Source organism: Agromyces sp. LHK192, assembly GCF_004006235.1.
Taxonomy (GTDB): domain Bacteria; phylum Actinomycetota; class Actinomycetes; order Actinomycetales; family Microbacteriaceae; genus Agromyces.
The window spans coordinates 2,166,551-2,188,499 of record NZ_CP034753.1 but is presented as its reverse complement, the minus strand read 5'-3'; the positions used below and the strand labels follow the sequence as shown (position 1 = coordinate 2,188,499).

The following is a 21,949-nucleotide window of genomic DNA, read 5'->3' as shown; positions in this document are numbered from 1 at the left end:
CACGGCGCCGTGCGTGTCGGTGGCCCTCCGTAGACTCGAAAGGTGCCAGTCTCGCGTCTCGATGCCCATTCCCGCCTGAGCGTGCGCGGTGCCCGCGTGCACAACCTGCGGAACGTCGACGTCGAGGTTCCGCGTGACGCGATGGTGGTCTTCACCGGCCTGTCCGGTTCGGGCAAGTCGTCGCTCGCGTTCGACACGATCTTCGCGGAGGGCCAGCGGCGCTACGTCGAGTCGCTGTCCGCCTACGCCCGCCAGTTCCTCGGCCAGGTCGACCGTCCTGACGTCGACTTCATCGAGGGCCTGAGTCCCGCAGTCTCGATCGACCAGAAGTCGACGAACCGCAATCCCCGGTCCACCGTCGGCACGATCACCGAGATCTACGACTACATGCGTCTGCTGTGGGCGCGCATCGGGGTGCCGCACTGCCCGGTGTGCGGCGAGCGCATCCAGAAGCAGACCGTCCAGCAGATCGCCGACCGGCTGATGGAGCTGCCCGAGGGCACGCGATTCCAGGTGCTCAGTCCCGTCGTGTCGAAGAAGAAGGGCGAGTTCGTCGACCTCTTCCGAGACCTGGCCGCGCAGGGGTACTCGCGCGCGGTGGTCGACGGCGACCTGGTCCGGCTCGATGAACCGCCGACGCTCAAGAAGCAGGTGAAGCACGACATCTCCGTCGTGATCGACCGGCTCGTGGCATCCGCCGACATCCTGGGCCGCCTCACCGACTCGCTCGAGACCGCGCTGCGGCTGACCGATGGTCTGGTGCAGATCAACTACGTCGACCTCGCCGGCGACGACGCCTGGCAGACCTTCTCCGAGAAGCTGTCGTGCCCGAACCAGCATCCGATCCAGCTCACCGAGATCGAGCCGCGTACGTTCTCATTCAACGCGCCGTTCGGTGCCTGCCCCGAGTGCTCGGGCCTCGGCACGCGGATGTCGGTGGACGAGGAGCTCCTCCTCGGCGACCCGACGTTGTCGATCAACGAGGGCGTCATCCTGCCCTGGACCTCGCAGGGCAAGAGCCTCTACAACTACTACGAGAAGCTGCTCGCGGGTCTCGCGCGCGACCTCGACTTCTCGTTGGACACCCCATGGGAGGAGCTCGACGGCACGGCGAAGGGCGCGGTGCTGCGGGGCGACAACTTCGAGGTCAAGGTCAAGTGGCGCAACCGCTGGGGCCGCGACATGAGCTACACCTCGGGATTCGAGGGCGTGGTGCCCTACATCGAGCGCCAGTACGCGCAGGCCGAGACCGACGTGCAGCGCGCGCGCTGGGCCGAATACCTGCGCGAGGTGCCGTGCCCGGTGTGCGACGGTCGGCGCCTCAAGCCCGAGGTGCTCTCGGTGCTCATCCACGATCACAGCATCGCCGACGTCTCGCGGCTGAGCCTCACCGATGCGCGGGCGTTCATGGACCGGCTCGAGCTCACCGAGCGTGAGCAGGCGATCGCCGCACAGGTGCTGCGTGAGATCAAGCTCCGGCTCGACTTCCTCATCCGGGTCGGGCTGGCGTACCTCGACCTCGCCCGTGCCGCGGCGACGCTGTCCGGCGGCGAGGCCCAGCGCATCCGTCTCGCGACGCAGATCGGGTCGGGCCTCACGGGTGTGCTGTACGTGCTCGACGAGCCGAGCATCGGCCTCCACCAGCGTGACAACCGGCGACTGATCGACACCCTGGTCGCGCTGCGCGACCTGGGGAACACGCTCATCGTCGTCGAGCACGACGAGGACACGATCCGCATGGCCGACTGGATCGTCGACATCGGCCCGGGCGCCGGCGTCAACGGCGGCACGGTCGTGCATTCGGGGTCGTACGCAGACCTGCTGGAGAATCGGGCCTCGCTCACCGGCGACTACCTCTCCGGGCGCAAAGAGCTCGCGGTTCCCGAGCACCGGAGGCCGATCGATTCCGAGCGCGTGATCACGGTCGAGGGCGCCGCCGCGAACAACCTGCGCAACGTCGACGTCGACTTCCCGCTCGGCGTGTTCACCGCAGTGACGGGGGTGTCCGGGTCCGGCAAGTCGTCGCTCGTGAACGACATCCTGTACCGGGTCCTCGCCAATCGGCTCAACGGCGCCCGCAAGGTCCCGGGCAAGCACCGGCGGGTGACCGGGCTCGACCAGCTCGACAAGGTCGTCCATGTCGACCAGGCCCCGATCGGCCGGACGCCGCGGTCGAACCCCGCGACGTATACGGGCGTGTTCGACCGGATCCGCACGCTCTTCGCCGAGACGACCGAGGCGAAGGCGCGCGGCTACCTTCCCGGTCGGTTCAGCTTCAACGTGAAGGGCGGCCGCTGCGAGGCCTGCTCCGGCGACGGCACGATCAAGATCGAGATGAACTTCCTGCCCGACGTGTACGTCGCGTGCGAGGTCTGCGGCGGTCAGCGGTACAACCGCGAGACGCTGCAGGTGCACTACAAGGGCAAGAACATCGCCGAGGTGCTCGAGATGCCGATCAGCGAGGCGGCCGACTTCTTCGAGCCGATCTCCGCGATCCACCGCTACCTCAAGACGCTCGTCGACGTGGGCCTCGGCTACGTCCAGCTCGGGCAGAGCGCCACGACGCTGTCAGGCGGTGAGGCGCAGCGCGTCAAGCTCGCGACCGAACTCCAGCGTCGGTCGAACGGCCGCAGCGTGTACGTGCTCGACGAGCCGACCACCGGCCTGCACTTCGAGGACGTGCGCAAGCTCCTCAAGGTGCTCGGCAAGCTCGTCGACAAGGGCAACACCGTGATCGTGATCGAGCACAACCTGGATGTCATCAAGTCCGCCGACTGGTTGATCGACCTCGGTCCCGAGGGCGGGTCCGGCGGCGGCCGGATCGTCGCGACGGGCACGCCCGAACAGGTCGCCGACAACCACGACAGCCACACGGGGTTCTTCCTCCGCGAGATCCTCGGCGCGCACGAGCGCGCCGACGTCGCCAGTTGACGATGTTCCCGGCGAGCTCGATCGGCGGGTCCGTCGCCTACCGTCCGAAGCCGGGGGAGATCCCGACCGGGCCCGGGGTCTACCGGTTCATCGACCCCGACGGGCGCGTGCTGTACGTCGGCAAGGCGAAGAACCTCCGAGCCCGGCTCTCGAACTACTTCGCGCCGCTCCACACGCTCCACGAACGCACGCGACGCATGGTTCTCACTGCGTCGAAGGTCGAGTGGACCGTCGTCGCGAGCGACGTCGAGTCGCTCAACCTCGAGATCACGTGGATCAACGAGCTGAAACCGCCGTTCAACGTGCGCTTCAAGGACGACAAGTCCTATCCGTACCTGGTCGTCACCCTCGGCGACGAGGCGCCGCGGGTCATGGTCTCGCGCAAGCGCGGCATCCGCGGCGCCAGGTACTTCGGCCCGTACCCGAAGATGTGGGCCGTGACGGAGATGGTCGAGATCCTCGTTCGCCTGTTCCCGATGCGCACCTGCAAGGACAGCGACTACCGACGGGCCATGACCAGCGGCAAGCCGTGCTTCGCGGGTCAGATCGGCCGCTGCTTCGGGCCGTGCTCGGGCAAGGTGACGATCGAGGAGCACCGAGCGAACGTCGACCGCTTCGTGGCGTTCATGCAGAACCAGGACCCGCGCATCATGCGCGACCTCGAACGCGAGATGCGCGCGGCCGCGGCCGTGCAGGACTACGAGACCGCGGCGCGCAAGCGCGACGAACTCCACGCCGCGACGGCGTTCTTCGAGAAGAGCGCGGTGGTCCTCGGCGAGCACGTCGACCTCGATGTGCTCGGCATCGAGCACGACGAACTGTCGGCCGCGGTGCATCTGTTCATCGTCCGCGGCGGACGCATCCGCGGCGAGCGATCGTGGAACGTCGACAAGGAGCTCGACGTGCCCCTCGGCGAACTGGTCGAGTCGGTGATCGAGCACGCGTACGGCGACGAACTCGTGCCCGCGCGCGAGATCGTCGTACCTGAGTCGCCCGAGGATGCTGACGCGCTCGAGCTCTGGCTGGGCGAACGGGCCGGTCGCAAGGTCGAGCTCCGCGTCGCGCAGCGTGGGCCGAAGGCGGCCCTGCTGGCGACGGCGACGCAGAACGCGAAGCAGGCGCTCGTGCTCGCGAAGACCCGGCGGAGCGCGGACTTCACGACCCGGTCGCAAGCGTTGGAGGACATCCAGGAGGCGCTCGAGATGCCGGATGCCCCGCTCCGCATCGAGTGCTACGACGTGTCGCACCTGTCGGGCACGAACATCGTCGCCTCGATGGTCGTGTTCGAGGACGGGCTGCCTCGCAAGGACGAATACCGTCGATTCGTGATCCCGGCGTCGAGCGACGACACCGACTCGATCCACCAGGTGCTCACGCGGCGGCTCGCGTACCTCCGGGGCGGCGACGCCGACGAGACGGGCGCGGAGCAGGGCGACGGGGAGGGCAGCGGCCAGCCTCAGCTGGACGGCCGCAGGAGGAAGTTCGCCTACCGGCCGAACCTGCTCGTGGTCGACGGCGGTCAGCCACAGGTCGAGGCGGCGGCGAAGGCGCTGAGCGAGTCCGGCGTCGACGGCATCACGCTGTGCGGCATCGCGAAGCGCCTCGAGGAGATCTGGACGCCGGGGGCGGACTACCCGGTCATCCTGCCGCGCAACTCCGAAGCGCTCTTCCTGTTCCAGCGCGTTCGCGACGAGGCGCACCGGTTCGCCATCACCCATCAGCGCCAGCGGCGCAAGCGAGACATCGCCTCGGTGCTCTCCGAGATCCCGGGAGTCGGCCCGGCCAGGGTCAAGGAATTGCTGCGTCACTTCGGGTCCGTGACGGAGCTGCGCGGCGCGACCGTCGAGGAGATCGCGGAGGTGAAGGGCGTCGGGCCGGCGCTCGCGACGACCATCCGATCCACGCTCCAGCCCGAACCGGACCGCGCGCACGGCGATGCCGGGCCGGAGCGCCGGTAGGGTGGAGGGAGCGATCGAGAGGGGGCTCCGGCCGATGGGAGACGAGTCCGAGCGTCAGGAGATGCTCATCGTCACCGGTATGTCCGGGGCGGGTCGATCGACCGTCGCCAATGCCCTCGAAGACCTCGGCTGGTACGTCGTCGACAACCTGCCGCCGCAGATGCTGCGCCCGCTGGTCGAGCTCGTCGAGCGTGCCGGTGCGTCGCTGCCCCGGATCGCCGCCGTCGTCGACGTTCGGGGTCGAGATTTCTTCGCCGAGCTCCAGGACATCATCCAGGCGCTGCGGAGCGGCGTGAACGTCCGCGTCGTCTTCCTCGACGCCAGCGATGCGGCACTCGTTCGGCGGTTCGAGTCGGTACGCCGGCCGCACCCGCTGCAGGGTGACGGAACGCTGCTCGACGGCATCACCGCGGAGCGGACGCGGCTCCAGAGCGTCCGCGAGATGAGCGACCTGCTGATCGACACCTCGGAGCTCAACATCCACCAGCTCGCGAACCAGGTGACCGAGGTCTTCGCCGAGGTCGACCACGCCGGGTTGCGGGTGACGGTCGTCAGCTTCGGCTTCAAGTACGGCCTGCCGCCGGACGCCGATCTCGTGGCCGACGCCCGGTTCCTGCCGAATCCGTTCTGGGTCCCCGAGCTGCGGGCGCTGACCGGCACCGACGCCGCCGTCTCCGAGTACGTGCTCGCACAGCCCGGAGCCCTCGAGTTCGTCGATGCGTACGCCGCGGCGCTCGCACCGATCTTCGCCGGCTACCAACGGGAGAACAAGCGCCACGCGACGGTCGCGGTGGGATGCACCGGCGGCAAGCACCGATCGGTCGCGCTCGTCCGCGAGCTCGCAGCGCGGATCAAGGTGCTGCCGGGTGTCGCCGTGGCGGTGAAGGACCGCGACCTGGGTCGGGAATGACCCCGGGCGCGATGAGAACGACAGATTGGAAGACCGCGTGGCACTGACCGCAGACGTGAAAGAGGAACTCGCACGGGTCGAGGTTCCGAAGACGACCGTGCGCGCCGCGGAGCTGGCCTCGATCCTGCGGTTCGCGGGAGGCCTGCATCTCATCTCGGGTCGGATCGCGATCGAGGCCGAGCTCGACTCCGCGACCATCGCGAAGCGCGTCACCCGCGACCTCGGCGAGCTGTACGGGGTGCGACCCGACGTCTCGGTGATCTCGGCGGGCGGCGTACGCCGTCAGAACCAGTTCCTCGTGCGCATCCTCGACGGGGGTGAGACGCTGGCGCGTCAGACCGGACTGCTCGACGCGCGTCGACGGCCGGTCCGCGGACTGCCCAACCGGCTCACGACCGGTTCGCGGGAGGATGTCGCCGCAGTCTGGCGGGGAGCCTTCCTCGCGCAGGGGAGCCTGACCGACCCGGGGCGGTCCGCCGCGCTGGAGATCACGTGTCCCGGCAACGAGACCGCGATGGCGCTGGTCGGAGCCGCAGGTCGTCTCGGCGTCTCGGCGAAGGCGCGCGAGGTACGGGGCATCCATCGCGTGGTCATCCGCGACGGCGAGGCGATCAGCGCGATGCTCTCGCTCATGGGCGCGACCGGCACCGTGCGCAACTGGGAGGAGCTTCGACAGCGACGCGAGGTGCGCGCGACGGCGAACCGGCTCGTCAACTTCGACGACGCCAACCTCCGCCGTTCGGCGCAGGCCGCCGTGGCCGCGTGCGCGCGGGTCGAGCGGGCGATGGAGATCCTCGGCGAGCAGATCCCCGACCACCTGAAGTACGCCGGTGAGCTCCGGCTCGCGCACCGGGAGGCGAGCCTCGACGAGCTCGGGCATCACGCGGACCCGCCGATGACGAAGGACGCGGTCGCCGGGCGCATCCGCCGGTTGCTCGCGATGGCCGACAAGCGGGCCGTCGACCTCGGCATCCCGGGGACCGAGGCCGGTCTCCCCGCCGACTTCGACGTGGTGTGACTCCTCCGGACCCAGCCCCTCGCAGACGGGCATAGGCTGGAACGCGTCGCGGTTCGACCGGGCGTGCGCGCGGGAACCGGGCATTCTGACAAGGAGAAGCAATGGCTGACTACACCCTCCCCGATCTCGCCTACGACTACTCGGCACTCGAGCCGGCCATCAGCGGCCGGATCATGGAGCTGCACCACTCGAAGCACCACCAGGCCTACGTGACCGGTGCGAACACCGCACTCGCACAGCTCGCCGAGGCGCGCGAGAGCGGCAACCTCGCCAACGTGAACAAGCTCGAGAAGGACCTCTCCTTCAACCTCGGCGGTCACGTCAACCACTCGATCTTCTGGACGAACCTCTCGCCGAACGGCGGCGACAAGCCGACCGGTGAACTGGCGGCGGCGATCGACGACCAGTTCGGGTCGTTCGACGCGTTCCAGGCGCACTTCACGGCGACGGCGCTCGGCGTCCAGGGCTCCGGCTGGGCGGTGCTCGCCTGGGATTCCCTCGGACAGCGCCTGATCATCGTCCAGTTCTTCGACCAGCAGGGCAACCTTCCGGCGGGCATCGTGCCGCTGCTCATGCTCGACGTGTGGGAGCACGCGTACTACCTCGACTACCAGAACGTGCGCGCCGACTACGTGAAGGCGTTCTGGACCATCGCCGACTGGGCGAACGTCCAGCAGCGGTTCGACGCGGCCCGTGAGAAGACCTCGGGCCTGCTGCTACTGTCGTAACCGGCTGCGTGTCCCCGGACCGCGTCCGGGGACACCGCCGTTCGACGTCATCACGAGGAGCGCGGTTTCGCGCATGTCAGACAGGGGGACCACGTGTCCGTAAAGATCGGCATCAACGGGTTCGGTCGCATCGGCCGCAACTACTTCCGCGCGGCTCTCGCGAAGGGCACCGATCTCGAGATCGTGGCCGTCAACGATCTCACCGACAACAAGACGCTCGCCCACCTGCTGAAGTACGACTCGGTCACGGGCCGGCTCGACGCGACGGTCGAGTACGACGACGAGAACATCATCGTCGACGGCAAGGCGATCCGGTCGTTCGAGGAGCGCGATCCGGCGAACCTCCCCTGGGGCGACCTCGGCGTCGACATCGTGATCGAGTCGACCGGGTTCTTCACCAAGGCCGAGGCGGCACGCAAGCACCTCGAAGCGGGTGCGAAGAAGGTCCTCATCTCGGCTCCGGCCACGGGTGAGGACGCGACCTTCGTCATGGGCGTCAACGAGCACCTCTACGACCCGGCCGCGCACCACATCATCTCGAACGCGTCGTGCACCACGAACTGCCTCGCCCCGCTGGCGAAGGTGTTCAACGACGAGTTCGGCATCGAACGCGGGCTCATGACCACGGTCCACGCGTACACCGCCGACCAGAACCTCCAGGACGGCCCCCACCGCGACCTCCGTCGTGCGCGCGCCGCCGCCCTGAACATCGTTCCGACCTCGACGGGCGCGGCGAAGGCGATCGGCCTCGTCCTGCCCGAGCTCGTCGGAAAGCTCGACGGGTTCGCGCTGCGCGTGCCGATCCCCACGGGTTCGATCACGGACCTCACCGTGACCGCCTCGCGGCCGGTGACGGTCGACGAGATCAAGGCCGCCTACAAGGCTGCCGCCGAGGGGCCCCTCAAGGGGATCCTCAAGTACACCGAGGACGAGATCGTCTCCAGCGACATCGTCACCGACCCCCACTCGTCGATCTTCGATGCCGGCCTCGTGCGGGTCATCGGGGACCAGGTCAAGCTGAGCGCCTGGTACGACAACGAGTGGGGCTACTCCAACCGGCTCGTCGACCTCACCGAGTACGTCGCCGAGCGACTCTGAAAGCGAAACTGTGACCCTGCGAACGATCGATTCCCTCGGTCCGCTCGCCGGCAAGCGCGTCGTCGTCCGTTGTGATCTCAACGTCCCCCTCAAGGACGGGATCATCACGGACGACGGCCGTGTGCGGGCGTCGGTCCCCACCATCCAGGCACTGACCGGCCAGGGCGCCCGTGTCGTGGTGGTCTCCCATCTCGGCCGGCCCGACGGCGCTCCCGACCCGAAGTACAGCCTCGCGCCGGTCGCCGCCCGTCTGGGCGAGTTGCTGGAGGCGCCGGTCGGCTTCGCGACCGACACCGTCGGCGCGGATGCCGCGGCCAAGGTCGGCGCCCTCGCCGACGGCGAGGTGCTGGTGCTCGAGAACCTCCGGTTCAACCCCGGCGAGACGGCGAAGGACGACGCGCTTCGCGGGGCGTTCGCCGAGCAGCTCGCGGCATTCGCCGACGCGGTCGTCTCGGACGGCTTCGGCGTCGTCCACCGCAAGCAGGCCAGCGTCTACGACCTCGTGCAGCTGCGGCCGAGCGCCGCAGGCCTGCTGATCGCCGCCGAGCTCGACGTGCTCGACCGCCTGACGGAGTCGCCGGAGCGCCCGTACGCGGTCGTGCTGGGCGGATCGAAGGTGTCGGACAAGCTCGGCGTGATCGCGCACCTCCTGCCGCGTGTGGATTCCCTGCTCATCGGCGGCGGCATGCTGTTCACGTTCCTCGCGGCGCAGGGCCACAAGGTCGGATCGAGCCTGCTCGAAGCCGACCAGATCGAGACCGTCCGCGGGTACCTCTCCGAGGCCGCCGAGCGTGGTGTCGACCTGCTGCTGCCGACCGACGTGGTCGTCGCCGCCTCGTTCTCGGCGGACGCCGAGCACGTCGTCGCGCCGGCCGATGCGATCGAGGAGACCGCGTTCGGGGCATCCGGGCTCGGCCTCGACATCGGACCGGACACCGCTGCGGCGTTCGCCGAGCGGATCCGCGCCTCGAAGACGGTCTTCTGGAACGGCCCGATGGGCGTCTTCGAGCTCGCGCCGTTCGCGGACGGCACGCGCCAGGTCGCCCAGGCCCTCACCGAGGTCGACGGCCTCAGCGTCGTCGGGGGCGGCGACTCCGCCGCGGCAGTTCGCCAGCTCGGCTTCGCCGACGACGACTTCGGACATATCTCGACGGGCGGAGGCGCAAGCCTCGAGTTCCTCGAGGGTAAGAAACTCCCCGGACTGGAGGTCCTCGGATGGCAGTGAGCCGTACCCCGTTCATCGCGGGAAACTGGAAGATGAACCTCGACCACCTGCAGTCGATCGCGTTCGTGCAGAAGCTCGCGTGGTCGCTGGCCGACGCGAAGCACGACTTCGCCGACGCCGAGGTGGCCGTCTTCCCGCCGTTCACCGACCTGCGTTCGGTGCAGACCCTGGTCGCCGCGGACAGCCTGCCCGTCGGGTACGGGGCCCAGGACCTCTCGGCGCACGACTCCGGTGCCTTTACCGGGGAGATCTCGGGCGCCTTCCTCGCGCAGCTCGGTTGCGCCTACGTGATCATCGGCCACTCCGAGCGGCGCACGCTCCACGGCGAGACCGACGCCGACGTCAATCGCAAGGTGCTCGCCGCGCAGCGCCACGGCATCGTGCCGGTGCTGTGCGTCGGCGAGACCGCCGAGGACCTCGAGGCGCACGGCGCGAGCGCCGTGCCCGTCGCCCAGTTGCGTGCGGCGCTCGAGGGCGTGGACGCGGGCAAGGAGCTCGTCGTCGCCTACGAGCCGGTCTGGGCGATCGGTTCGGGGCAGGCCGCGACGCCGGCGCAGGCCGAACAGGTCGCCGCGGCGCTGCGTGCCGTGCTCGCAGAGGTGCTCGGCGACGAGGCCGCGAAGTCGACGCGCATCCTGTACGGCGGGTCGGTGAAGGCGGCCAACATCGCCTCGTTCATGCGCGAGCCGAACGTCGACGGCGCCCTCGTCGGCGGCGCGAGCCTGGACATCGACGAGTTCTCGAGCATCGCGCGGTTCTCGAAGCACGTCGGAGCCTGACGCGCCGATCCATCGACCGCGGCCCGCCGGACCAGGTGGGCCGCGGTCAGTCGCTATACTCGAATGTCGGCACGGCAGATTCCCGTGCCCGGAAAGGGTTCACCGTGGAGATTCTCCAGGTCGTCCTGCAGGTGCTGCTCGGCCTCACGAGCCTCCTGCTGACGCTGCTCATCCTGCTGCACAAGGGTCGCGGCGGCGGTCTGTCCGACATGTTCGGCGGCGGCATGACCTCCAGCCTCGGCGCATCCGGTGTCGCCGAGCGCAACCTGAACCGGATCACGATCATCCTCGGCCTCATCTGGGTCGCGTGCATCGTGGTGCTGGGGCTCATCACCAAGTTCGACGCCGGCCTCTAGCCGCCGGCCTCCGAGCAATCCACACCCGACCACAGGAGCGACATGCCATCTGGGAACAGTGCGATCCGTGGATCCCGCGTCGGAGCGGGTCCCATGGGCGAGCAGGACCACGGATTCCACGCGGACCGCGTCGCCGTGAGCTACTGGGACGCCCTCGGCAACGAGACGGTGCGCTACTTCGCGGCGAACCTCCCCGCTGAGGAGATCCCCGACGTGATCGACAGCCCGTCGACCGGGCTGCCCGCGGGGCGCGACAAGGAGAACCCGCCTGCCGTGGCGAAGACCGAGCCGTACAAGACGCACCTCGCATACGTCAAGGAACGGCGAACCGAGGAGGAGGCTTCGGCGCTCCTCGACGAGGCGCTCGAGCAGCTCCGCGCGCGTCGCGGCACGGCGTCGAAGGACTGAACGCGACGTCTCATCACGACGTCCGCAGACGACGAAGGGGCCGGCTCGAATGAGCCGGCCCCTTCGTCGTCTGCGATCGAGTCAGTACCCTGGCGCGATGAGCGACTCGGGCACCTCCGCCGCGGCATCCCGGTCCACGAAGAACACCGTCCGACGGCGTCCCTTGACCCCCGCGACCGGCACCTCGTCGCGGCTGGCACCGGCCAGCGCGAGGCCCAGGGCCGAGGCCTTGTCGGCTCCGGCGAGCACCAGCCAGACCCGCTCCGACGCGTTGATCACCGGCCGGGTCAGGCTGATCCGCTCGGGCGGCGGCTTCGGCGAGTTCCGTACCGCGATGGCCGTGCGGTCGGTCACCTGGATGCCCGACCGATGCGGGAAGAGCGACGCGATGTGGCCGTCCGGACCGACCCCGAGGAAGGTGATGTCGAAGGTCGGGTGGGCGACGTCGCCGGTGCCGTATCGCGCGAGCTCGTCGACGTACTGCTGGACGGCGGCATCGAGGTCGACCCCGGCATCCGACGCCGGCATCGGATGCACCTGATCCGATGACAGCGCGAGATGGTCGAGCAGCGCATCGCGGGCCTGGCGGTCGTTGCGCTCGGCATCGCCGTCGGGCAGCCACCGCTCGTCGCTCCACCAGAAGTGCACGCGGCTCCAGTCGATCGACGTGTGAGCGGGGCTGTCCCGCACCGCCGCGAGGACCGCCGACCCCATGCTGCCGCCCGTGAGCGACAGGTGCGCCACCTCCTGGGCGTCGAGGATGTCGAGCGTCTTCGTGATGAAGCGTGCCGCGACCGCGCCGGCGAGCGCCGCCTTGTCGGGGTGGACGAGCACTCGTCGCTCATTCGTCATCGGACCGCGCCTTCTCGAGCCGAGACCTCCAGCAGTGCCGGAAGCCCCTGGGTGATGACCTCACCGTACAGCTCGTCCGGGTCGAGTCGCCGGAGCTCGTCGGCCAGGCAGTCCCGGAGATTGCGGCGGGGAAGGGCGACGTCGTGGGTCGGCTGCGCCGGCTGGCGCAGCGTCGCCACGCCCGGGACGTCGCGGACGAGCTCGATGACGCCGGAGGCGCGTTCGAGCGTGACCCCGTGGATGCCGTGAGATTCGGCGTCGACCGGTGTCAGCTCGTACTCGGTCTCGGCCCCGAGCTGCATCCGCAGCCAGGCCGCGAGCAGCGTCGTCGACGGCGAGTCGCCGGCGCCCGTGACCTTGACCCTGGTCACCGGTTCGTACGGCGGCTGGTCCAGCACCGCGGCGAGCTGCGCCCGCCAGAGCGTCAGGCGCGTCCAGGCGAAGTCGGCGTCGCCCGGCGTGTAGTGCTGCGCCAGGACGTCCAGCGCGCCCTGCGGATCCGCCTGCGCGGAGGCATCCGTGATCCTGCGCTGCGCGATCCTGCCGAGCGGCGACGAACCGGGTCGTTCCGGGGCCGTGCCCGGCCACCACGTGACCACCGGTGCGTCGGGCAGGAGGAGCCCCATCACGAGGCTCTCCTCGTCGCCCGCTGCTGCGCCGCACGCGCGGAGCACGATGACCTCGCTCGCACCGGCGTCGCCGCCGACGCGGATCTCCGCATCGAGTCGGGACTCCGCGTCGGGATCGTCGGCGTCCTGCGTGGTCGAGACCACGAGGACCCGCATCGGATGCTCGCGGGACGCGTCGTTCGCCGCCTCGATCGCCTCCTCCTCGGTGCCGACATGCGTCGCGATGACGAGCGTCAGGACTCGGCCGAGGGCGACGGCGCCGCCCTCCTCGCGCATCTTGACGAGCGTCTTCGAGACCTGGCTGATGGTCGTGTCGGGAAGGTCGACGATCACGGGCGCCTCCAGGTTCGTCCGTCGCGGGCGAGGAGCTCGTCGGCGCTCGACGGTCCCCAGGTTCCGGGGCGGTACTGCTCGGGCTGCCCCTGGGTCTCCCAGAACTCCTCGATCGGGTCGAGGATCTTCCAGGACAGTTCGACCTCTTCCTGGCGGGGGAAGAGCGGCGGGTCGCCGAGGAGGACGTCGAGGATGAGTCGTTCGTACGCCTCGGGGCTCGCCTCGGTGAACGCGTGGCCGTATCCGAAGTCCATCGTGACGTCGCGGACCTGGATGCCGGCGCCGGGCACCTTCGAGCCGAACCGGATCGTGACGCCCTCGTCGGGCTGCACGCGGATCACGAGCGCGTTCTGCCCGAGTTCGGAGGTCTGGCTGGCCTGGAACACCTGCTGCGGGGCGCGCTTGAACACGACCGCGATCTCGGTGACCCGGCGGCCCAGCCGCTTGCCCGCCCGCAGGTAGAACGGCACGCCGGCCCATCGGCGGGTGCCGATGAGGAGCTTCATCGCGGCGTACGTCTCGGTGGTCGACTCGGGGTTCATCCCGTCCTCGTCGAGGAAGCCGATGACCTCCTCGCCGCCCTGCCATCCGCCCGCGTACTGCCCGCGGGCCGTCCCGGTCGCCAGGTCCTCGGGCAGCCGGACCGCCGCGAGGATCTTCTCCTTCTCGGCGCGCAGGTCGGCGGCGTCGAACGAGATCGGCTCCTCCATCGCGGTGAGCGCCAGGAGCTGGAGCAGGTGGTTCTGGATGACGTCGCGGGCCGCGCCGATACCGTCGTAGTAGCCCGCGCGACCGCCGACGCCGATGTCCTCGGCCATGGTGATCTGCACGTGGTCGACGTAGTTCGCGTTCCAGATGGGCTCGTAGAGCTGGTTCGCGAACCGGAGCGCCAGGATGTTCTGGACCGTTCTCCTTGCCGAGGTAGTGGTCGATCCGGAACACCGAGTCGGGCGGGAACACCGAGGCGACGACGTCGTTGAGCTCGCGCGCCGTCTTCAGGTCGCTGCCGAACGGCTTCTCGATCACGACGCGCCGCCACTGGTCCTCGCCCTGCTCGGTCAACCCCGAGCGCTTGAGCTGCGAGACGACGAGCGGGAACGACTTCGGCGGGATCGACAGGTAGAACGCGTGGTTGCCCATCGTGCCGCGTTCGACGTCGAGCCGACCGACGACCTCGCGGAGGCGGTCGAACGCCGCGTCGTCGTCGAAGTCGCCCTGGACGAAGCGGATGCCTCGCGCCAACTGGCGCCAGACGTCCTCGCGGAACTCGGTGCGCGCGTACTGCTTCACCGAGTCGTGCACGACCCGCTCGAAGTCCTGGTCGTCCCAGTCGCGGCGAGCGAAGCCGACGAGTGCGAAGCCGGGCGGAAGCAGGCCGCGATTGGCGAGGTCGTAGACGGCCGGCATCAGCTTCTTGCGCGACAGGTCGCCGGTCACGCCGAAGATGATGAGGCTCGACGGGCCCGCGATGCGGTTGAGCCGGTAGTCCTTTGGCGATCGCAGCGGGTTCTGCCCCGCGGCGATCGCGGCCGGTTGCATGCCCATCGTCGCTCAGCCGATCGCGTCGCGCAGCGTGGAGAGCTGCGTCGCCGGATCCGACAGCGTCAGGGTGAGGACCGGACGGTCGTGCTCGGCGAGCACGCTCGCGTCGCCGGATGCCTGCGCGGCGATCAGCTCGCCGAACGTGAACGGGCGGTCGGGGATCGTGAGGTCCTCCACCGGCGCCTGCGTCAGCTGCAGGAATGCGCCGACCGCAGGGCCGCCCTTGTGGAACTGTCCGGTCGAGTGGAGGAACCGCGGACCCCAGCCGAAGGTCACCGGACGGCCGGCGCGGGCGGCGAGGAGGTCGCGCAGCTGCGCGAACTCCGGGTGCGCCACGCGGTCGACATACGCCTGCACCGAGAGGTATCCGTTGGCGGGGAGCTCTTCGAGCAGCACGTCGATCGCCGAGACGAGGTCGCTCGCCGCGCCGATGACGTCGGGCGTGCCGCGGACCTCGATGCCGTCGGCGACGAACGCCGCGGGTGCGGGCTCGGGCCGCGCGTCGAGCAGGCCGCGGGCGGCGACCTTCGCGGACTCCACGTCCGGCTGGTCGAACGGGTTGATGCCGAGGAGTCGACCCGCGACCGCGGTCGCGTACTCCCAGACGAGCAGCTGCGCCCCCAGCGTGCCGGAGACCCGGATCTCTCCCGAGTCGCCCGCGAAGATCTGGTCGCCGGCGTCGGAGACGAGGCGGACGACCTGCACGTCGGGCAGGTCGGCCTCGAGCTCGGGGGCGCCCGTCTCGAGGACGACGGGGAGGAGCCCCGTGCCCTCCTTCCCGGTGGATTCGGCGATGAGCTGCTCGGCCCAGTCGGCGAAGCCGACGATGTGGGTGCCGTCGGCGACGATCGCGAGCTTGTCGCGCAGGGGAGCGGTGGCCGCGATCGCGGCGCCGAGCACGAGGCCCGGGTTCTCCTCCGTGTCGACCGCGAGCGAGAGCTCGATGGCCTCGGCCTCGTCGAGGATCTCCGAGATGTCGACGCCGGCGAGCCCCGAAGGCACGAGGCCGAACGCGGTCAGCGCCGAGTAGCGGCCGCCGACGTTCGGGTCGGCGTTGAAGACGCGGTATCCGGCGGCGCGAGCCGACTCGTCGAGCGGCGAGCCCGGGTCGGTCACGATGACGATGCGGGTCACCGGGTCGATGCCGGCCTCGGTGAACGCGCGCTCGTAGGCGCGGCGCTGGCTGTCGGTCTCGACCGTCGAGCCGGACTTCGAGGAGACGACCAGCGCGGAGGTCTCGAGCCGGTCGGCGAGCGCGGCCCGCACCTGGCCCGGCTCGGTCGAGTCGAGCACGGTGAGGTGCACGCCGGCGGTCCGCGTGATGACCTCGGGGGCGAGCGACGAGCCGCCCATGCCAGCGAGGACGATGTGGTCGACGCCTGCGGCACGGAGCTCCTCGCGGAGCGCGAGGATCTCCGGGACCAGGGGGCGCGAGATCGCGACGGCCTCGGTCCAGCCGAGGCGCTTCGACGATTCCTCCTCGGCCGCAGGACCCCACAGGGTGCCGTCCTGCGCGGTGATGCCGGAGGCGACGAGGTCGGCGACCAGCCCGGGGACTGCGCGGCGGACGGCGTCAGCCGCCGGGCCGCTCACGGCGATGCGGAAGCTCATGCCGCCGCCTCCAGTGCGGTGCGGACCGTGCCGAGCAGCTCGTGCCAGGACACGATGAACTTCTCGACGCCCTCGCGCTCGAGCAGCGTGGTCACGTCGTCGTAGTCGACGCCGACGCCCGCGAGGGCATCGAGCACGCGGGCGGCGTCGGCGTACGCGCCGGTGATGGTGTCGCCGAGGATCTCGCCGTGGTCGGCGGTCGCCTCGAGCGTCTTCTCGGGCATCGTGTTCACGACGCCCTTCGCGACCAGCTGGGTGACGTAGAGCGTGTCGGGCAGCGCCGGGTCCTTGACGCCGGTCGAGGCCCAGAGCGGGCGCTGGTGGTTGGCACCGGCGGCCACGAGTGCCGTCGCGCGCTCCCCGCCGAACTCCTGCTCGTAGAGCTCGTACGCGAGCTGCGCGTTCGCGACGCCCGCCTTGCTCTTGAGCGCGAGCGCCTCGTCGGTGCCGATGGCTTCGAGTCGCTTGTCGATCTCGGTGTCCACACGGGAGACGAAGAACGACGCGACCGAGTGGATGGTCGAGAGGTCGATTCCCGCGGCCTTCGCCTGCTCGAGTCCCGAGAGGTACGCGTCGATGACCTGGCGGTAGCGGTCGAGGCTGAAGATCAGCGTGACGTTGACGCTGATGCCCGCGCCGATCGTCTCGCGGATCGCGTCGAGGCCCTCGACCGTCGCCGGGATCTTGATCATGGCGTTGGGTCGGTCGACCTTCGCCCAGAGCTGCTTCGCCGAGGCGATCGTGCCCTCGGTGTCGTGGGCGAGGTCGGGCGCGACCTCGATCGAGACGCGGCCGTCGAAGCCGGCGCTGCGGTCGTAGATCGGCCGGAACACGTCGGATGCGTCGCGCACGTCGTCGGTCGTGATCTCGAAGACCGCGGTGTCCACGTCGGTGCCGGCCGCCGCGAGCTCGTGGAGCTGGCCGGCGTAGGCCGCGCCGTTCGACAGTGCGCCCGCGAAGATCGTCGGGTTGGTGGTGACGCCGACGACGTCGCGCTCGGCGATGAGCCGCTCGAGGCTGCCGGTCGTGAGTCGCTCGCGCGAGAGGTCGTCGAGCCAGATGCTGACGCCGGCCTGGGAGAGGGCGGCGGTGGGAGTGGTGCTCATGGGATGTGTCTCCTTCTGCTCGCTCAGGAGGCGAGCGATTCCTTGGCGGCGGCGACGACGGCTTCCGTCGTGATGCCGAACTCGCGGAAGAGGGTCTTGTAGTCGGCGGAGGCGCCGAAGTGCTCGATCGAGACGCTGCGACCGCGTGCACCCACGTACTTCGCCCAGCTCAGCGCGAGGCCGGCCTCGACCGAGACGCGGGCGGTGACCGATGCGGGCAGCACCGACTCGCGGTACTCGGCGTCCTGCGCCTCGAACCACTCGAGGCTCGGGGCCGAGACGACGCGCGCCTGCACGCCCTCGGCCGCGAGCTGCTCGCGCGCGGCGACGGCGAGCTGCACCTCGGAGCCCGTGGCGATCAGGATCACGTCGGGCGTGCCCGACGGTGCCTCGGCGAGCACGTACGCGCCCTTCGCGAGGTTGGCCGCGGATGCGAACACGTCGCCGGACGCCTCGCCGTCGCCGCGCTCGAACACGGGGATGTTCTGCCGCGTGAGCGCGATGCCGACCGGGGCGTCGTGTCGCTTGAGGATCTCGAGCCAGGCGTACGAGACCTCGTTCGCGTCGGCCGGACGGACCACCGTGAAGTCGGGGATCGCGCGCAGCGTCGCGAGCTGTTCGATCGGCTGGTGCGTGGGGCCGTCCTCGCCGAGCGCGACGGAGTCGTGCGTCCAGACGAAGATCGAGGGCACCTTCATCAGCGCCGCGAGGCGCACGGCCGGACGCATGTAGTCGCTGAAGATGAGGAACGTGCCGCCGAACGGTCGGGTCGGTCCGTGCAGGGCGATGCCGTTGACGATCGCGCCCATCGCGTGCTCGCGGATGCCGAAGTGCAGCACACGGCCGTACGGGTTGCCCGAGAACTCGTGGGTCGACCACTGCTCCGGGATGAACGACGGCGCGCCGTTGATGGTCGTCAGGTTCGACTCGGCCAGGTCGGCCGAGCCGCCCCAGAACTCCGGCAGCGCCGGGGCGAGGGCGTTGATGACCTTGCCGGACGCCGCACGCGTGGACACCTCGGTGCCGCCCTCGAACACGGGCAGCAGCGACTCGATGCCGTCGGGCAGCTCGCCGGCCTCGAGGCGGTCGAGCAGCGCCTTGCGCTCGGGGTTCGCCGCGGCCCACGCGTCGAACGCGACCTGCCACTCGGCCTGGGCGGCAGCGCCGCGCTCTCGCGCGGCCCGCGTGTGCTCGAACACGTCGTCGGCGACGACGAACGACTGCTCGGGGTCGAAGCCGAGCACCTCCTTGGTCGCGGCGAGCTCGGCGGCGCCGAGGGCGGAGCCGTGGATCTTGCCGGTGTTCTGCTTGCCGGGGGAGGGCCAGCCGATGATCGTCTTCAGGATGATGATCGACGGCTTCGACTGCTCGCCCTTGGCGGCCTCGATCGCGTCGTACAGGGCCGCGACGTCCTCGACGTACTCGCCCGTGTGCTTCCAGTCGACCGTCTGCACGTGCCATCCGTACGCCTCGTAGCGCTTGGCGACGTCCTCGGTGAAGGCGATGTTCGTGTCGTCCTCGATGGAGATCTGGTTCGAGTCGTAGATCGCGATGAGGTTGCCGAGCTGCTGGTGGCCGGCGAGCGAGGCGGCCTCGCTGGTCACGCCCTCCTGCAGGTCGCCGTCGCCCGCGATCACGTACACGAAGTGGTCGAACGGGCTCTCGCCGGCCGGTGCCTCCGGGTCGAACAGGCCGCGCTCGTAGCGGGCCGCGTACGCGAAGCCGACCGAGGACGCGAGGCCCTGGCCGAGCGGACCGGTCGTGATCTCGACGCCCGCGGTGTGCCCGTACTCGGGGTGGCCGGGGGTCTTCGAGCCCCAGGTGCGCAGCGCCTTGAGGTCGTCGAGTTCGAGGCCCGAGCCCTCGAGGAAGAGCTGGACGTACTGGGTGAGGGAGCTGTGGCCGGCCGACAGGATGAACCGGTCGCGACCGAGCCAATCCGTGTCGGACGGGTTGCGCCGCATGACCTTCTGGAAGAGGAGGTAGGCGGCGGGCGCGAGGCTCATCGCCGTACCCGGGTGCCCATTGCCGACCTTCTCGACCGCGTCCGCGGCGAGCACGCGCGCGGTGTCCACGGCACGGTCGTCGATGGGATCCCACTGCAGAGTTGCCACGAGGTGTGTGTTCCTTCCGATCGTGGCGGGCATCCGGGGAGCCGACGGCCCCCGGACCCGCCGGGATACGCTTCGGCGCGGTGGAGCCTGGCGACAGCCTGCGGACCGGCGCATCGGGGACGCGCAACAGAACCGCGCCGCCGGGCGCGCTCCGATCAGTATATGGAGTCCATGACACGCCGTGACGGGACATGACTCACACGTCCGTGGCCGCCCGGTGAGCGGCACGACACCCGACCGACATCTCCGGCCGAGCCGATGGCCTAGAATCGAGAGCGGTTCGCGCGCCGTACGAGCGCGCCCGCGAACCGGAAGAGGAACGATGCAGGCAGCAGTAGACACCCGCGAGGTCCGACCGCCGTCGACCCTGCGTCGCAAGGCGGCCGCTTACCTGGCCCTCACCAAGCCGCGGGTGATCGAACTGCTGCTCGTCGTCACCGCGCCGACGATGATCCTCGCCCAGCAGGGGCTCCCGAGCCTCTGGCTGATGCTCGCGACCCTGATCGGCGGCGCGATGAGCGCGGGCTCCGCGGGCGCGTTCAACTGCTACATCGACCGCGACATCGACCGCGTCATGAAGCGCACCGAGAACCGGCCGCTCGTGACCGGCGAGCTGACCGACCGCGAAGCGCTGGTCTTCGCGTACGGACTCGGAGCGGCATCCATCGCCTGGCTCTGGATCTTCACCAACTGGGTCGCCGCAGCCCTCTCGCTCGCCGCGATCCTGCTGTACGTCGTCTTCTACAGCATCATCCTGAAGCGCCGCACCGCGCAGAACATCGTCTGGGGCGGCATCGCCGGTTGCATGCCCGTGCTGATCGGCTGGGCCGCCGTCACCGGCAGCCTCGACTGGGCGCCGTTCATCCTGTTCCTCATCATCTTCCTGTGGACCCCGCCGCACTACTGGCCGCTGTCGATGAAGTACAAGGACGACTACGCCGCCGCCGGCGTGCCCATGCTCGCCGTCGTGCGAGGACGAGCCCAGGTCGGCCTCCAGGTGATCCTCTACGCGTGGGCGACCGTCGCCTGCTCGCTGCTGCTCATCCCGATCGCCGACATGGGCCTGGTGTACACCGCGACGGCGCTGGTGTCGGGCGGATGGTTCATCTACGAGACGCACCGGCTGTACCACCTCGCGATCCACCACCAGCAGGTCTCGCCGATGCGGGTGTTCCACGGCTCGATCGTCTACCTGTCGCTCGTGTTCCTCGCGGTCGGCATCGACCCGCTGCTGCCCTTCTAGCGCAACCGGGCGTCCAGTCGGGCGCACATCCGGGCCCGGTTCCGTGGGAGGGTCACGACCCGACGGGCACGGATGCCTCCACCACGCGGTCCGCGTTCTCCGCACGCTTCAGGCGGAGGACGACGGAGGTCATCGCGGCGACGAGCGTGACGGCGAGCACCATGTGGATGTTCACGAGGACGATCGGGAGACCGGTGCGGGCCTGCCAGAGCCCGACGGCGATCTGGATCAGTTCGACCGCGAGGAGGAGGCCGACGGCACCGCGGAGGCCGAGGTCGCGCGGGGTTCTGAGCGCGCCGATCAGCAGCGCGATCGTGAGGGCGAACGTCGCGTAGCCCGGCCACGCGTGGATGTGCTGCCAGAGGATGGGGTCGAGCCCGTTCCGTGCCGCTTCGTCGTCCCCGGCGTGCGGGCCTGAGCCGGTGAGCAGGATGCCGACGATCACCGTGATCAGGACGGCCGCGCTCGTGACGTGCGCGAGGATCGCGTAGCCGCGCGAGACGGCCGGCTTCCGTGGCCCCGGAGCGGCGTAGACGCGGTACACGAGGACCGTCGCGAGGGCGACGAGCGCCGCCGAGACCAGGAAGTGGAAGCCGACGATGGCCGGGTGCAGGTGGAGCCAGACGGTGATGCCGCCGACGACGGCCTGCACGATGATGCCGATGCCGATGGCGAACGAGATCCCGACCAGATCCCGGCGGCGCGGTCGGAGCCGCAGCACGGACAGGAACATGAGCGCCGCGACGACGACGAGGACGCCGGTGAGCGTGCGGTTGCCGAATTCGATCAGGCCGTGGATGCCGAGTTCGGGTGTCGGCACCAGCGAGTCGGCCGTGCAGTAGGGCCACGTCTCGCATCCCATGCCGGACCCCGTCAGGCGGACCAGCCCGCCGGTGCCCACGATGCCGATGTTCACGATGAGCGACAGCCAGGCCATCGCGCGGACCCAGCGCGTGATCTCGGTGGGGAGCAGGAACGCGAGGAGGCGGTTGCCGCCGGTGGTGCGGGTTGCGGGCTGCGCGGTGCGGTGCACGGGTGGTTCGTTCCTCACTCGGGCCGTGCTGGGACGGTGCCGTGAGTCGGCATCGAGGGCGGCGCGACCCTGTAG

Annotated in this window: 17 protein-coding genes and 1 pseudogene; 11 read left to right on the top strand and 7 right to left on the bottom strand. The window is 69.9% G+C overall.

Going from position 1 to position 21,949, the window contains the following annotated elements; all coding sequences use genetic code 11:
- The first annotated feature begins 42 nt into the window (after positions 1-42).
- From uvrA to ELQ40_RS09780, 10 genes are all read left to right on the top strand, one after another.
- On the top strand, positions 43-2,931 hold the full coding sequence (uvrA, locus tag ELQ40_RS09825; RefSeq protein ID WP_127793527.1) for an excinuclease ABC subunit UvrA: 2,889 nt from the start codon (positions 43-45) through the stop codon (positions 2,929-2,931).
- Between the two features lie 2 nt (positions 2,932-2,933).
- Positions 2,934-4,889, top strand: coding sequence for an excinuclease ABC subunit UvrC (gene uvrC, locus ELQ40_RS09820; RefSeq protein WP_240665726.1), 1,956 nt, complete (start codon positions 2,934-2,936; stop codon positions 4,887-4,889).
- Between the two features lie 34 nt (positions 4,890-4,923).
- A complete protein-coding gene (gene rapZ / locus ELQ40_RS09815) occupies positions 4,924-5,799 on the top strand; it encodes an RNase adapter RapZ (protein ID WP_127793526.1) in 876 nt (291 codons plus the stop codon).
- A gap of 37 nt (positions 5,800-5,836) precedes the next feature.
- Positions 5,837-6,817, top strand: a complete 981-nt coding sequence (whiA, locus tag ELQ40_RS09810) for a DNA-binding protein WhiA (protein WP_127793525.1) — start codon at positions 5,837-5,839, stop codon at positions 6,815-6,817.
- Positions 6,818-6,918: 101 nt separating this feature from the next.
- Entirely contained in the window at positions 6,919-7,545 is a 627-nt protein-coding gene (locus ELQ40_RS09805) for a superoxide dismutase (protein ID WP_127793524.1), read from the top strand.
- Positions 7,546-7,638: 93 nt separating this feature from the next.
- Positions 7,639-8,643 carry a type I glyceraldehyde-3-phosphate dehydrogenase gene (gap, locus tag ELQ40_RS09800; protein WP_127793523.1) on the top strand — a complete coding sequence of 335 codons (1,005 nt, stop codon included), beginning with the start codon at positions 7,639-7,641 and terminating at the stop codon, positions 8,641-8,643.
- A gap of 10 nt (positions 8,644-8,653) precedes the next feature.
- Positions 8,654-9,868: a phosphoglycerate kinase gene (pgk, locus tag ELQ40_RS09795; protein ID WP_127793522.1), complete on the top strand. Its 1,215-nt coding sequence runs from the start codon at positions 8,654-8,656 to the stop codon at positions 9,866-9,868.
- On the top strand, positions 9,859-10,647 hold the full coding sequence (gene tpiA / locus ELQ40_RS09790) for a triose-phosphate isomerase (protein WP_127793521.1): 789 nt from the start codon (positions 9,859-9,861) through the stop codon (positions 10,645-10,647). The genes pgk and tpiA overlap by 10 nt, the downstream gene beginning before the upstream one ends.
- A gap of 104 nt (positions 10,648-10,751) precedes the next feature.
- Positions 10,752-11,003: a preprotein translocase subunit SecG gene (gene secG / locus ELQ40_RS09785; RefSeq protein WP_127793520.1), complete on the top strand. Its 252-nt coding sequence runs from the start codon at positions 10,752-10,754 to the stop codon at positions 11,001-11,003.
- Positions 11,004-11,045: 42 nt separating this feature from the next.
- A complete protein-coding gene (locus tag ELQ40_RS09780) occupies positions 11,046-11,411 on the top strand; it encodes an RNA polymerase-binding protein RbpA (RefSeq protein WP_127793519.1) in 366 nt (121 codons plus the stop codon).
- Between the two features lie 81 nt (positions 11,412-11,492).
- Here ELQ40_RS09780 and pgl read toward each other — a convergent pair whose 3' ends face one another.
- From pgl to tkt, 6 genes and pseudogenes are all read right to left on the bottom strand, one after another.
- Positions 11,493-12,263, bottom strand: a complete 771-nt coding sequence (pgl, locus tag ELQ40_RS09775) for a 6-phosphogluconolactonase (RefSeq protein ID WP_127793518.1) — start codon at positions 12,261-12,263, stop codon at positions 11,493-11,495.
- On the bottom strand, positions 12,260-13,225 hold the full coding sequence (locus ELQ40_RS09770) for a glucose-6-phosphate dehydrogenase assembly protein OpcA (protein ID WP_127793517.1): 966 nt from the start codon (positions 13,223-13,225) through the stop codon (positions 12,260-12,262). Before ELQ40_RS09770 ends, pgl begins: the two co-directional genes overlap by 4 nt.
- Positions 13,222-14,764: pseudogene (gene zwf, locus ELQ40_RS09765) on the bottom strand (glucose-6-phosphate dehydrogenase). The gene ELQ40_RS09770 and the pseudogene zwf overlap by 4 nt, the downstream one beginning before the upstream one ends.
- A gap of 12 nt (positions 14,765-14,776) precedes the next feature.
- Positions 14,777-16,378, bottom strand: coding sequence for a glucose-6-phosphate isomerase (locus tag ELQ40_RS09760; RefSeq protein WP_127793516.1), 1,602 nt, complete (start codon positions 16,376-16,378; stop codon positions 14,777-14,779).
- Positions 16,375-17,484 (bottom strand): transaldolase, encoded by a 1,110-nt coding sequence (gene tal / locus ELQ40_RS09755; RefSeq protein WP_127793515.1) that lies wholly within the window; start codon positions 17,482-17,484, stop codon positions 16,375-16,377. Before tal ends, ELQ40_RS09760 begins: the two co-directional genes overlap by 4 nt.
- A gap of 23 nt (positions 17,485-17,507) precedes the next feature.
- Positions 17,508-19,598: a transketolase gene (tkt, locus tag ELQ40_RS09750; protein WP_127793514.1), complete on the bottom strand. Its 2,091-nt coding sequence runs from the start codon at positions 19,596-19,598 to the stop codon at positions 17,508-17,510.
- Between the two features lie 322 nt (positions 19,599-19,920).
- Here tkt and ELQ40_RS09745 point away from each other — a divergent pair, with 322 nt between their 5' ends.
- Positions 19,921-20,841: a heme o synthase gene (locus tag ELQ40_RS09745; protein WP_127793513.1), complete on the top strand. Its 921-nt coding sequence runs from the start codon at positions 19,921-19,923 to the stop codon at positions 20,839-20,841.
- A 52-nt stretch (positions 20,842-20,893) separates the two neighbouring features.
- Here the strand turns inward: ELQ40_RS09745 and ELQ40_RS09740 are convergent, their stop codons facing one another.
- Entirely contained in the window at positions 20,894-21,874 is a 981-nt protein-coding gene (locus ELQ40_RS09740) for a heme A synthase (RefSeq protein WP_370296320.1), read from the bottom strand.
- Positions 21,875-21,949: the final 75 nt, after the last annotated feature.